Here is a 12,987-nt window from a genome sequence, read left to right as displayed (position 1 = left end):
GGTGGTGGGTGGGCCTTGGCTTCAGGCGCGGGGCGCAATGAACATGGCGTCGCCATAGCTGAAGAAACGGTATTGTTGAGCGATGGCATGTTGATAGGCCTGGCGCATGGTGTCAAGGCCGCACAGCGCTGAAACCAGCATAAGCAGGGTGGATTGGGGCAGGTGGAAATTGGTGAGGAGCCCGTCGATGACCTGGAATTCGTAGCCAGGGGTAATGAACAGACGGGTATCCGCCGAGTGGGCGATTGGGCATTTGGTCCCCGCGAGACCGCCCTGATGGGCGGCCGATTCCAGTGCCCGCACGCTGGTGGTGCCCACCGCAATCACACGCCCGCCCCTGGCCCGGGTTTGTAATATGGCATCAACGGTTTCCTGCCCGACGGTATACCATTCGGCATGCATGGTGTGGTCTTTTAATTGTTCAACCCGTACGGGCTGAAAGGTGCCGGCACCCACATGGAGGGTGACAAAGGAACAATTAATACCTGCGGCTTTTATTTGCTGTAATAGGGTATCGTCAAAATGCAGGCCGGCGGTTGGAGCGGCAACGGCCCCAGGTTCCCGGGCATATACGGTTTGATAGCGCTGCTCATCGGATGAGTCGGCCTCGTGCTGGATATAGGGGGGCAAGGGTGTTGCACCGTATTGATCCAGCAGGTCCAGCACATTGCCCGGAAAACGAATGTCAAACAGCTCACCCTCGCGGCCCAGCACCTCTGCCTTAAAGGCGTTCTCAAAGACCAGACGGGTTCCTGCCTTGGGGGATTTACTGGATTTGAGATGCGCCAGGGCACGGGTGGGTTCGGTAATACGCTCGATCAGGGCCTCGACTTTTCCTCCGCTTTGTTTTTGGCCATACAGGCGGGCCTTGATGACCTTGGTGTTGTTGAAAACAAGCAGGTCATCGGGTTTTAGCAGATTCACGATATCGGGAAAGGCAAGGTCGTGTAACCGGTCTTGCGGATCGATGTGCAACAGGCGGCTTTGTCCGCGGGAGGCAGGAGGTGTCTGGGCGATAAGCGCTTGTGGCAACTCATAATTGAAGTCGGCAACGGTAAGCGTATTGTTGATCTGATACATGAAAACAGCGAAGGTAGTTGGAAAAATATCGAAGGGCGTATTATCATTTCGGCATGGTTGCTGCCGGGTAAGGGGTTATTATAAAGCGAGTTTAACCCTGCGCCATTGAAATGAATGACCCGGCAAAGTTATGCCCTTTTTCAATACTGGCAGACTGAATATATTGTATTGTGAATCCATCGGAGAAATTATGGCCATCCACGAGATCCGGCACCCCCTTATCAGACATAAACTGGGCATTATGCGCAGTGCAGATCTGAGTACAAAAAGTTTTCGCGAACTGGCCCAGGAAATTTCAGCGTTGCTTACTTATGAGGCCACCAAAGACTTCCCGCTTGAAAACACCACCATCCATGGGTGGTGCGGTCAGGTTGTGGTAGAAAAAATTGCCGGCAAGAAAGTGACCGTCGTACCCATCTTGCGTGCCGGTATTGGCATGCTGGAAGGCGTTCTTTCTTTGATTCCGGGCGCCAAGGTCAGCGCGGTAGGCATTGCCCGCAATGAAGAAACCCTTGAGGCCGCCACCTATCTTAAAAAGCTGGTGGATGATCTGGATCAGCGGATTGCCCTGATTATCGACCCGATGCTGGCGACCGGTGGTTCCATGGTGGCTACCATCGACATGCTGAAGGCGGCCGGTTGCCGCGAGATTCGGGCGCTGGTGCTGGTGGCGGCTCCGGTGGGGATTGAGAAAGTGCTTGGCAAGCATCCTGATGTGGATATTTACACTGCCTCGGTGGATGAGGGCCTGAATGAAAATGGTTATATCATTCCCGGGTTGGGTGATGCCGGTGACCGTATTTTCGGTACCCGGCAGAAAGATTAAGGCCTCATCGGGCAAGCGGCTTTTATGGCGGGACGATGCGCCTGTTGCCTTGTTATTATTACAATGAAGCAATAAGTTGACACTTTTTTAAGTATTTTATATAGGGTGATGCCCAAAAAATCATATATGATGTTCCGAACCCCTTAACTTTTTGGAGAAAGCAAATGGCCGTACGAAAAAGTCTGGAGCAAACCGAAGAGCAATTGCTGGAAAGCTTGCGTAAAAGTATTGAAGATGCCGAATCCTTGCTGAAGGAGGCTGCAGGTGCCGGTGAAGAAAAAGCGCATGAGTTACGCGCAAGGGCGATGAATGCCATTCACAGGGCTACTGACAGTTTCAGGGAAACCCAGGAAAAAGCGATTGTCCAAAGCAAGGAAGCCGTACGGGTGACCGATGAGTACGTGCATGAAAATCCATGGCGCTCAATCGGCATGGTGGGTCTGGCCGGCTTGTTGTTGGGTGTTATCATTGGTCGTCGTTAAGCATTATTGAAGGGTATCGCCTTTATGACCGTCAGGCATGATCTGAAAAATGCGGTTGGCAGCCTGTTTAAAATCGCCGCCACCCGCATGGAGTTGTTTGGGCTTGAAGTGGCCGAGGAAAAAGAGCGTATGCTGGGCATGCTGTGGTTGAGCATGTTTGGTTTCGTTTTTTTTATCTTGGCCCTCATGAGCGCAACCGTATTGGTTGGCCTGTATTTTTGGGGTACCGAATACCGTTTTGTCGTGTTGCTGGGCTTGGTATTGTTTCATACCATGGCGTCACTGGCCTGCTTTTTCTATGTCCGTTCCCGTCTCATCAGGAAACACCTGCCATTTTCCGCAACGGTCAAGGCCTTGCAAGATGATGCGCAGTGTATGCGGGGCAGCACGGCAGTGGCCACAGAGGATCGTCCATGAACCGAAAAGAACGGGAATTGCACAAACAGTTGCTGGTTGCCCGGATAGACGTCGAGCGGGAAATTGCTAGCTTGAGTTTCAGGAAACTGAGCCTTTCGGCTTCTCCACGTGCGCTGAGGCAGCAATTGTTGCAAAGCGGCAGCCTGGGCTTATCCCGCATGACGGGCATTCCTTCTGGTTTGTTTGCTTACCTGGAAAAGAATCCACGTCTTAGCCTGTTGGTGGGTCGGTTTTTGTTGCGTTCCAGCAAAACCCGTTCAAAAGTGCTTAAGCCGGTGGTGCTGGCAGCGGTTTCCTGGTTTGTATACCATAAATTCCAGAGTCGGGAAAGCAGGGCGCCTTCCCGTCAACCGGCTTCTACAAGCCCAGATCCTTCCATAGAGAATCCACCCGGGTTTTGATATCCTCATCCATCTTGATGGGCGTGCCCCATTCGCGCTGGGTTTCACCAGGCCATTTATTGGTGGCATCCAGCCCCATCTTGCCACCCAGACCTGATACCGGAGAGGCAAAGTCCAGGTAATCAATGGGGGTGTTTTCCACCAGTAAGGTATCCCGGACCGGATCCATCCGGGTGGTTATGGCCCAGACGACCTCTTTCCAGTCGCGGGTGTCCACATCATCATCCACTACGATAATGAATTTGGTGTACATGAACTGACGCAGAATGCTCCAGACGCCAAACATGACGCGTTTGGCATGGCCAGCGTATTGCTTGCGGATGGAAACCACCGCCAAGCGATAACTGCAGCCTTCGGGGGGCAGATAAAAGTCGACGATTTCAGGCAGTTGTTTTTTGAGCAGGGGAACAAATACCTCGTTCAGGGCCACCCCCAATACAGCAGGTTCATCGGGTGGTTTTCCGGTATAGGTGGAGTGGTAAATGGGGTTCTTGCGCATGGTAATGCGTTCAACCGTAAAGACCGGGAACCAGTCCTGCTCGTTGTAGTAACCGGTGTGGTCGCCATAGGGGCCTTCCAATGCCATTTCATAAGCGGATTGTTTGGGGGGCGTCATGCCTTCGGGTACCGTGGGAGCCAGAACCCGTGGGTCGGATGAAGGAAGGATATGCCCTTCAAGCACGATTTCTGCCGAAGCGGGAATGGATAAATCACTGCCAATGGCCTTGACCAGCTCGGTGCGTGAACCACGTAGCAGGCCGGCAAACTGGTATTCGGACAGGCTGTCGGGAACGGGGGTTACGGCCCCCAGGATGGTAGCCGGATCTGCACCCAGGGCTACGGCAATCGGAAACGGTTTGCCCGGATTGGCCAGGGCGAAATCACGGAAATCAAGAGCGCCACCACGATGGGACAGCCAGCGCATGATGAGTTTGTTGCGGCCGATAAGTTGCTGGCGGTAAATGCCCAGGTTCTGGCGTTTGGCCAGCGGGCCTTTGGTAATGACCAGGCCCCAGGTAATCAGGGGGGCTACATCGCCAGGCCAGCAGGTCTGGATGGGCAGGCGGTTAAGGTCAACGTCATCGCCCTCAAGAATGATTTCCTGGCAGGGGGCGTGACGATGCATTTTCGGAGCCATGTCCCAAAGTGCGGATTTCAGCATGGAGACCTTGCCAAAAGCATCTTTCAGGCTTTTGGGTGCCTCGGGCTCACGCAGGGTGGCCAGTAGTTCACCAATCTCCCTCAGGGCACTGGTGCTGTCGGCCCCCATGCCCCAGGCAACCCGCTGGGGCGTGCCAAACAGATTGGTCAGCACCGGGATGTCCGATTTCTGGCCATTGTGCAGGGCATGATTGAAAAGCAGGGCGGGCCCTTCCTTGCGTAATACGCGATCGCTGATTTCCGTCATTTCAAGATGGGTGGAAACCGGTGTTTGAATGGCTTTCAGGTTGTTCAGTTTTTCGAGCTGACTGAGGAAGTCACGCAGGTCACGGTATTTCAATTTATTCGGCCTATCAGAATTTGGAAGACTTTTCATTATAGGATATCCGACGACGGTCGGTATGGGTGTTTGTCGGGTTTGGGATGCCGTGATATGGATATTTCATGAATGAATGAATTTTCGGGTTATATTTGGGGTTTTTCCCACTTGTTGGAAATGAAAGATGGCTTTGTTTGATCTCAGTCCTGAAACCCGCTCGGTTCGTCAGGGCATCGTTTCTTTTTTTCATGATTTTTTTCGCTTAATGGTCATGTATCTGGGCATTGCCGCAACGGTGCTGGTTGCGGCCATATTCATTTTGCCGTCAGCGCAAGACCGTTTTCAGCAGGTGCGGCTGGCGGTGCTGGCTGCACTTGAGCCGGATAACTCCATGGTGTCCGAGCAGGATTTCCGGAATTTGTTTGCGGTCAATGATCAATATGAACGCTCCAGGAAAGAGGTTTCTTCGGCTGTCGTCAGTGGAGAAGAGGCTGCCACCGAGAAGGGCTTTTTTGCCAATTTGACCATTGACCAGCCGCAGTTCAGCCTGCCGGGCGTGTCGGCCGAGCAGGCGCAGTTGTTAAGGGATTACATCGCCCGCAAATTCAAGGTGGCCCGTAACGTGACCGGTTCGCTGATCCTGACTGTTTATGAGGCGGCCCGGGAAAAAGACCTTGACCCCCTGCTGGTGCTGGGTGTCATCGCGGTAGAGTCACGATATAACCCTTTTGCCGAGAGTCATGTGGGCGCACAGGGGCTGATGCAGGTGCTGACACGGGTGCATGCCGAAAAATTCGATGAGTTTTACGGTGGCAGGCTGTCAGCCTTGAACCCGGTGGCCAATGTCCGGGTGGGTACCCGGATCTTGCGTGACTGTATCAAGCGTCGGGGCTCGGTAGATGGGGGGCTGGCCTGTTACGTTGGGGCAACCGGTCCGAATGGGGGGAGCGGTTATGCCGCCAGGGTGCAGGACGAGCGTAAACGGATAGCGCTTGAGTCCGGGATTCCCTTAGGAAAGAACCTGGGTCAGTTCTATTGATGCGCGATTGATTTTCTTGCCGCCAGTTTCTGCAGGAAAGGCGCCATGCGGGCAATCGCCTCTTTCAGTCGATCCAGCCCCGTGGCATAAGAGATCCGAATCATGCGGCGGGCGTGTTCCGGCCCGAAATCCAGGCCTGGAACAACCGCTACACCGGTTTCATTCAGCAGATCCCGGGCAAATGTTTCGCTGTCGTGCGCGTAATGACTGATATCGGCATAAATATAGAAGGCGCCATCGGGGACGACCGGCACTTGCAGATTCAGCCGTTCAAGTTCGGGAAGCAGATAATCCCTGCGCTCTTTAAAGGCCAGCCTGCGTTTTTCATAGATGGCCATAGCTTCGTCGGTAAAGCAGGTAATCGCGGCATGCTGGGCCAGGGTTGATGGGCAAATGCACAGGCTGCTGGCCAGTTTTTCCACGGCGGGTACGATGTCTTCAGGGGCGATCATCCAGCCCAGGCGCCAGCCTGTCATATGAAAATACTTTGAAAAGCTGTTAATAACGATGATGTCAGGGTCAATGGTCAGGGCTGAAACCGGATCATGATCATAGCTCAGGCCAAGGTAAATTTCATCCATGATGACCAGGCCATTGCGCGCTTTGACCGCCTGGATGATTTTTTTCAACTCCTGGTTGTCGACGGACGTGCCGGTGGGGTTGCTGGGTGAGGCAATCAGGACGCCACGGGTATTAGGGGTCCAGTTGGCCATGATTTTTTCAGCAGATAGCTGGAACCGTTCTTCTGCGGTACAGGGAATCAGGCGGGGGATGGCGCCGGCACAGATAATAAAGTTGCTGTTGGCCGGGTAAGCCGGATCTGGCATGAGTATTTCATCGCCGGGATTCAACGTGCTTAAACAGGCCAACGAAAGGGCGCCCGAAGCCCCAGACGTGATAATGACTTGTTCGGGTTTAACGCTGGCACCAAAACTTTTTTTGTAATAGTTGGCGATTTCCGCCCGCAATGGCGCAATGCCCAGTGCCGGGCTGTAACCGCTTAAACCGGCCTCTGCTGCATGGTTAAGGGTTTCCACAACGATGGCGGGGGCGGTGAAGTCGGGCTCACCGATTCCAAGACTGATAATGTCTTTTCCCTGTTCCTTCAGGGTTTGGGCTATTTTGGTGACTTCCATCGCCTGAAAAGTCAGGGCTTTTTCAACTCGTTTGGCAATACGTGACATGGCAAGCTCGGGGGTAAAAATAAAACTGCAGACACAAGCCGAAAAAGCGTGATTCGGCTGAATATAATAGTGGATTGTAGTTTGTGGGCGGCATTCCGTCATTCGTATCGATGGAATGGCACTTAAAATGTACGGGTTTATTTAATTGTTTTTAGGTGGCAATATCATTATGACCATGAATCGTCGTGCGTTTTTGAGTTTTGGCAAAAGGGCGGTCAGCCAGAGTCCGTGGCAGAATTTCTGTCAACGGGTTGCCCGTTCAGTCAAAGGGTCAATCCGGGATGAGGGGCAAGTGGATGGTTACGGGGCCGCTTCGGTCACCATCACCCGGTTGGCTGATGCGCTCCATTTGCAGGCCTTGTGTGCCGAGTATGATGTGGCCATGGTGCTTGATGGTATTGCCGTGCGGGAGAACGTGATTGGCCGTTCCTGCCTAAGCGTCAGGATTGATCCATCTCTGTCCCGGGTGGAGCCATTGGGTGATAACGCCTGCCTGGCTCAGCCGGCTGCCACCGCCGGCCAACTGCTGTCGTTGGGTTACCGGCAGTTTGAACAGGTGCCGGCTGATGTGACACTGGTACACTGGCTGGCAAGTCCCGAATATCATGATGTCAGGCCTGGTTATACTCATACCTCGGGGCTGGAGCGGATGCATGTCATGTTTGCGGACGGAAAAACGGCTGTTTTGGGTGGTTTTGGCGTCAATGATGAGTCCCCGCTGGCCATCCCGGTCTTGCAAAGAATTATTCCCAACCTGTTTGAGCTGTTGCGTGAAGATGATGTTGAGTGGAGTCTGGGTCTGGCAAGCTGGCCTTTCTCGTACAGGCTGGATGCGCTCAAGGCCTTGCATGCGGATATCAACCTGGCCCGTCTGTTTTTGGGGCATCGGGCAACGCTGGTTTGGGCCCAGGAAATGGTCCTTCGTAAAATGCCCGGGCCACCGGCAGCCATGCCGGGTAGCGTAATGTTAAGTGAGTCAGAGCGTGAGCGGTTGGTTCACTCGATTACCCATGTGGAGGGCAGGGTCAAGGGATTATTTGATCCATCCGGTGTGTTTTTGTATTTGGACGAGTGTCTTTGAACGAGCCAGAACCCGGCAGACGGGCATCTTTGGAGAATAGGCGCACAAATTGTATGATTCATCGTGCAATTCAGGCGTATTTTTCGTATGATAGAGTGCTCAATACTCATACACTAAGTCAGTACAGGATTCAAACATGGATGAAAGATTACGCGCGGCTGCTTTGGAATATCACAAAAAAGGCCGTCCGGGCAAGGTTTCCGTAACGCCAACCAAACAATTGTCAAACCAGCGCGATTTGGCGCTGGCATATTCGCCAGGCGTGGCGGCTGCTTGCGATGAAATCGTCAGCAATCCGGTCAATGCCATTCAATATACGGCCCGTGGCAATCTGGTTGGTGTTATCACGAATGGAACCGCCGTGCTGGGCTTGGGTAACATCGGCCCCCTGGCCTCCAAACCTGTCATGGAAGGCAAGGCTGTACTTTTCAAGAAATTTGCCGGTATCGATGTCTTTGATATTGAAATCAACGAGAATGACCCGGAAAAACTGGTCGAGATCATTGCCGGTCTGGAGCCCACTTTTGGGGGTATCAACCTCGAGGACATCAAGGCCCCTGAATGTTTTCTGGTAGAGAAAAAACTGCGTGAACGCCTGAAAATCCCGGTTTTTCATGATGACCAGCATGGCACTGCCATTACGGTAGTCTCGGCTTTTTTGAATGGCCTGAAGGTGGTTGGCAAGGATATCAAGAAGATTAAACTGGTTACGTCAGGCGCCGGAGCTGCAGCGCTTGCCTGCCTTGATTTGCTGGTTGATATGGGCTTGCCGGTTGAAAATATCTGGGTCTCGGACATTGAGGGCGTGGTTTACAAGGGACGCAAGGAGTTGATGGATCCTGCCAAGGAACGCTTTGCGCAAGAGACGCCATTGCGGACATTGGCTGAAATCATTGACGGTGCGGATGCTTTCCTGGGGCTGTCCGCCGGTGGTGTACTCAAGCCCGAAATGCTGTTGAAAATGAAAGAAAATCCGCTGATTCTGGCTTTGGCTAACCCCAACCCCGAAATCCTGCCCGAAGACGCGCATGCCGTCCGTGATGATGTGGTGATGGCAACCGGTCGTTCCGATTATCCCAATCAGGTCAATAACGTGCTTTGTTTCCCCTATATTTTCAGGGGAGCCCTTGATGTGGGGGCCACCACGATTACCCGTGGCATGGAAAAGGCAGTGGTGCAGGCCATTTGCAAACTGGCCCAGGAAGAGCCCAACGATGTTGTGGCTGCTGCCTATGGGGGTAACCAGCTTGACTTTGGTCCCGGCTACCTCATTCCCAAGCCTTTTGATCCCCGTCTGATCGTCAGGATTGCGCCTGCCGTGGCCAAGGCGGCCATGGAAGATGGCGTTGCCACCCGTCCCATTGAGGATCTCGAGGCCTACGCTGAACAGTTGCAGCAGTTTGTTTATCATTCCGGCTCTTTCATGAAGCCCATGTTCTCGCTGGCACGCTCCTATGTCCGTGACGGCGGTAAATCCCGTATCGTATTTACCGAGGGTGAAGATGAGCGGGTTTTGCGGGCGGTACAGGTTCTGATCGACGAAAAAATCTGCCGACCCATTCTGGTTGGCCGTCCTGCCGTGCTTGAACATCGCATCCGTCAATTTGGCCTGCGTATTCGTCTTGGTGAAGATGTTGATGTCACCAACTCTGAAAATGATCCCCGTTTCAAACAGTACTGGACAACTTACTGGGAAATGATGAATCGCAAAGGGGTCACCCAGGAATTTGCCCGGGTTGAAATGCGTCGCCGTTTGACCTTGATTGGTGCCATGATGGTCAAGCTGGGCGATGCCGATGGCATGATATGCGGTACGGTCGGTACTTATGCCAACCACCTGCGCCTGGTTGATCAGGTCATTGGCAAGGCACCGGGTGTCACGACTTACGGTGCCATGAATATCCTGCTGATGTCAGAGCGCACGGTAGCGGTGGCCGATACTCACGTTAATGCAGATCCTTCTGCGGCTGAAGTGGCTGAAATCACACGGATGGCGGCTGAAGAAATGCGTCATTTGCAAATCGAGCCCAAGGTTGCCTTGCTGTCCAGTTCCAACTTTGGCACCGATAACCCGATGTCCGGCTCCAAGATGCGTGAAGCCCTTGATATTATTCGTGAGCAGGAGCCCGGGTTGGAAATCGATGGTGAAATGCATGCGGATGCGGCGTTGGATGAAGACGTACGCAAGCGTCTGCTGCCTTCAAGCACTCTGTCGGGCAGTGCCAACCTGTTGATTTGTCCGAATTTGGATGCCGGCAATATTGCCTATAACCTGCTTAAGACATGTGCCGGTGGTAACGTGGCTGTGGGGCCGTTCCTGTTGGGGGTTAACGCGCCTATCCATATTCTGACCGCCAGCTCAACAGTGCGTCGTATTGTCAACATGGCGGCGCTAACGGTTGTTGATGCCAATACTCCCGGAAATAAATTCTCCAGCCTCTGATCATGCCGCCTCACCTCGGAAAATGCCGGTTGGACTGGTGTTTACCGGTGGCGGGGCCAAGGCAGCTTATCAAATAGGGGTGCTTTGGGCTTTGCTTGATATTCTTGATCCCCATCGCAGTCCCGGTTTCCGTAATCCGTTCCAGATCATCTGCGGCTCTTCTGCTGGCGCCATCAATGCCACTGGGTATGCCTGTCGGGCTGCTTTTCCGCACGCCTCAGTCAGGCGCCTGCGTCATATCTGGAGCAATATCAAAACCAGTCAGGTATACCGTTCCGACCCGGTGGGGGTTTTTGGGAATGCAAGCCGCTGGCTGTCTCTCTTGATGTTTGGCTGGGCCAGCCCGTTTATCAGGGCGCAAAGCCCCAAGTCTTTGCTTGATAACCGGCCTTTGGCGCATTTGCTGGGCCGGTTCATGCACTTTGACAATCTCAGGCATAATCTGCGCAATCATGACCTGTCGGCGCTGGCGATTACCGCAACCAGTTACACCACGGGGACTCATTTAACGTTTTACCAGTCCAAGCATACCATGCAGGAATGGCAGGGCTTCAGGCGAAAATCGGTTGCCTGTGAAATTGAGTTGCGTCATTTGATGGCCTCCAGCGCCATTCCGTTTGTGTTTCCGGCGCAATGCCTGTCTGTTCAGGCGCATACCGAGTGGTGTGGCGATGGTTCCATGCGACAGTTGGCTCCCATCAGCCCGGCCATTCATCTTGGGGCGGAAAAAGTGGTGGTCATCAGCACGACGGATCACAATATACAGGAAGCGGTTTCTTTTGAGCATTGCTCGGAGAACTATCCAACCCTGGCCCAATTGGGTGGGCATGCCCTGTCGGATATTTTTGTGGATGGGCTTTCGATTGATCTGGAACGCATTCACCGTATAAACTCCCTGTTAAAGGTGATTCCCGAACAGACCGAGCTTAGCCCGGCCCTGAAAACCATTGACGTTCTCACGCTGGGCCCGAGCAAATCTATTGACGAAATCGCCATGATGCATTTAAAGTGCATGCCACAGACCGTACGTGCGTTTTTGCGCGTTTTGGGGGTTTCTTCCAAGGGTGGCGTTCATACAGGTAGTATAGTTGCCTCTCATTTATTATTTGAGGCGGAATTTACAACAGAGTTGATAAATCTCGCTTATGTGGATACGATGCAGCGAATAGATGAAATTAAGGCGTTTTTTAATGAGGGCGCATCATGAGTAAAAAATCAGAAACGATATTAACGAAGATCCTGTCTTCCGGCGGGGAAATCAAGGCTGAGTCCCAGAAGCAGGAAGAAGTTGCCGCTTTGGCAGAAGAGCTGGGTCTGACATTTTTTTCCGCTGATTGTGACAAGGCCAGGAATCGCTCCGCCATTTTAAGGGCATTGGCCAAAGCTGTCGATTATCCGGTTTTCTTTGGCAACAATATGGATGCCTTGTTGGACTGCCTGGGAGAAACCCTGCTGGACCAGAAAAAAGGTATGGTGCTCTGGATTAAAAACCTGCATTCGGGTGATCCAACTCTGGCTGAAGATGCCCGGGATATTCAGGGTATTCTGAATGATACGCTTGAGTTTGCCGCTGACAAGGACCGGATTTTTGTGTATTCAATAGAACATGTGGGCAAGCATTCCGACCCCGAGCCTGGTGTGGCGCCTGCACCCTATGCCGAGAGTCAGGGCGCTGAAAGCCAGAGCAAATAAATACTCATCAAATGTGCAGAAAACGGCCTGTTCCCGGTGTGGCCGTTCTTTACTTCAAACCCAGTTCATTAATGCCGAGCAGGCTGCCGTGAGTGCCAGGCCTGCCGTTTCGGTACGCAAAACCCTTGATCCATACGTAATTTGACAGGCGCCATTTTTCTTGAGTAAATCCAGCTCCCGGTCAGACCATCCTCCTTCAGGGCCAACAATCAGGCAGATTTCTTTGGCATCGGCTTGTGCTTTCAGGTAAGTGGCCAGATCGGTACCGCCTTCAGGGTGACACAGTAGCTTGTGATCCAGTTGGGGATGATTTGATACAAACCGGGCCAGTGTTTGCAGGGGTTCTATTTGCAATATCCGGTTTCTGCCGCATTGTTCACCGGCTGATATGGCTACTTTTTCCCAATGATCCTGGCGCTTTTCAAGACGGTTGCCGGTTAGATTCAAGACGCTGCGCTCTGCCTGTATGGGTATCAGGTGCTGTACGCCCAGTTCGCTGGCTTTTTCGATGATCCAGTCCATTTTATCGCCTGAAGGCAAGCCCTGGACCAGAGTGATTTTGCCTTTGAGTTCATGCTCTTGTGCATTGAAATACTTGATGGCAGCCATGGCCTTGCCGTTCATGAAGCGCAGTTCGGCATGGTATTGCCCCTGTTTTCCGTCAAACAGGACGATCTCATCCCCTTCACGCAGGCGCAGCGCGCGCGAGGCGTGGTGGGCGACATTATCGGGCAGGGCGATGGTTTCGTTAAGGGGCAGTGGAATGGGACAATAAAACCGGGGAGTAGCCATTGAAAATAAACAATATGAATAAACAGGTTAATCCTGATTGACAGGGGCAGGGCAAAAGCCTGCAGGTAAA

The 12,987-nt window shown here is 52.9% G+C and carries 13 protein-coding genes; 9 read left to right on the top strand and 4 right to left on the bottom strand.

Annotation, left to right across the window (positions count from 1 at the left end):
- Nucleotides 1–21: 21 nt before the first annotated feature.
- Complete coding sequence (gene queA, locus KU392_RS09395; RefSeq protein WP_217735155.1) at nt 22–1,080, bottom strand: tRNA preQ1(34) S-adenosylmethionine ribosyltransferase-isomerase QueA; 1,059 nt, start codon at nt 1,078–1,080, stop codon at nt 22–24.
- 190 nt (nt 1,081–1,270) lie between these two features.
- Between queA and upp the strand changes: the two genes are divergently transcribed.
- The 4 genes from upp to KU392_RS09375 all read left to right on the top strand — a co-directional run bounded on the left by upp (nt 1,271) and on the right by KU392_RS09375 (nt 3,206).
- A complete protein-coding gene (gene upp / locus KU392_RS09390; RefSeq protein WP_217735154.1) occupies nt 1,271–1,906 on the top strand; it encodes a uracil phosphoribosyltransferase in 636 nt (211 codons plus the stop codon).
- Between the two features lie 164 nt (nt 1,907–2,070).
- The gene (locus tag KU392_RS09385; RefSeq protein WP_169293770.1) at nt 2,071–2,388 is read left to right on the top strand and encodes an ElaB/YgaM/YqjD family protein; all 318 of its coding nucleotides are present in this window, start codon (nt 2,071–2,073) and stop codon (nt 2,386–2,388) included.
- A gap of 24 nt (nt 2,389–2,412) precedes the next feature.
- The gene (locus KU392_RS09380; RefSeq protein ID WP_169293771.1) at nt 2,413–2,805 is read left to right on the top strand and encodes a phage holin family protein; all 393 of its coding nucleotides are present in this window, start codon (nt 2,413–2,415) and stop codon (nt 2,803–2,805) included.
- A complete protein-coding gene (locus tag KU392_RS09375) occupies nt 2,802–3,206 on the top strand; it encodes a hypothetical protein (RefSeq protein ID WP_169293772.1) in 405 nt (134 codons plus the stop codon). The genes KU392_RS09380 and KU392_RS09375 overlap by 4 nt, the downstream gene beginning before the upstream one ends.
- Here the strand turns inward: KU392_RS09375 and ubiD are convergent.
- On the bottom strand, nt 3,163–4,707 hold the full coding sequence (gene ubiD, locus KU392_RS09370; RefSeq protein ID WP_169293952.1) for a 4-hydroxy-3-polyprenylbenzoate decarboxylase: 1,545 nt from the start codon (nt 4,705–4,707) through the stop codon (nt 3,163–3,165). The genes KU392_RS09375 and ubiD overlap by 44 nt on opposite strands.
- 163 nt (nt 4,708–4,870) lie before the next feature.
- On the opposite strand from ubiD, the gene KU392_RS09365 reads away from it, so the two are divergent.
- Nucleotides 4,871–5,725: a lytic transglycosylase domain-containing protein gene (locus tag KU392_RS09365; protein ID WP_169293773.1), complete on the top strand. Its 855-nt coding sequence runs from the start codon at nt 4,871–4,873 to the stop codon at nt 5,723–5,725.
- Here KU392_RS09365 and KU392_RS09360 read toward each other — a convergent pair.
- Nucleotides 5,719–6,909 carry a pyridoxal phosphate-dependent aminotransferase gene (locus KU392_RS09360; RefSeq protein WP_169293774.1) on the bottom strand — a complete coding sequence of 397 codons (1,191 nt, stop codon included), beginning with the start codon at nt 6,907–6,909 and terminating at the stop codon, nt 5,719–5,721. The two genes, KU392_RS09365 and KU392_RS09360, sit on opposite strands and share 7 nt — an antisense overlap.
- 169 nt (nt 6,910–7,078) lie before the next feature.
- Here KU392_RS09360 and KU392_RS09355 point away from each other — a divergent pair, with 169 nt between their 5' ends.
- The 4 genes from KU392_RS09355 (at nt 7,079) to KU392_RS09340 (ending at nt 12,125) form a co-directional block, all read left to right on the top strand.
- On the top strand, nt 7,079–7,990 hold the full coding sequence (locus KU392_RS09355; RefSeq protein ID WP_217735153.1) for a hypothetical protein: 912 nt from the start codon (nt 7,079–7,081) through the stop codon (nt 7,988–7,990).
- Between the two features lie 136 nt (nt 7,991–8,126).
- Nucleotides 8,127–10,433: an NADP-dependent malic enzyme gene (locus KU392_RS09350; protein WP_169293776.1), complete on the top strand. Its 2,307-nt coding sequence runs from the start codon at nt 8,127–8,129 to the stop codon at nt 10,431–10,433.
- 22 nt (nt 10,434–10,455) lie between these two features.
- Nucleotides 10,456–11,640 (top strand): patatin-like phospholipase family protein, encoded by a 1,185-nt coding sequence (locus tag KU392_RS09345; protein ID WP_217735152.1) that lies wholly within the window; start codon nt 10,456–10,458, stop codon nt 11,638–11,640.
- Nucleotides 11,637–12,125, top strand: a complete 489-nt coding sequence (locus KU392_RS09340; protein ID WP_169293778.1) for a barstar family protein — start codon at nt 11,637–11,639, stop codon at nt 12,123–12,125. The genes KU392_RS09345 and KU392_RS09340 overlap by 4 nt, the downstream gene beginning before the upstream one ends.
- Before the next feature lie 54 nt (nt 12,126–12,179).
- Here KU392_RS09340 and KU392_RS09335 read toward each other — a convergent pair whose 3' ends face one another.
- Nucleotides 12,180–12,917, bottom strand: a complete 738-nt coding sequence (locus KU392_RS09335) for a 16S rRNA (uracil(1498)-N(3))-methyltransferase (RefSeq protein WP_217735151.1) — start codon at nt 12,915–12,917, stop codon at nt 12,180–12,182.
- Nucleotides 12,918–12,987 lie beyond the last annotated feature (70 nt).

The sequence above is a fragment of the Advenella alkanexedens genome, assembly GCF_019132845.1.
Taxonomy (GTDB): Bacteria; Pseudomonadota; Gammaproteobacteria; order Burkholderiales; family Burkholderiaceae_B; genus Advenella; species Advenella alkanexedens.
The sequence above is the reverse complement of the archived record's forward strand: the minus strand, read 5'-3'. Positions and strand labels throughout refer to the sequence as shown.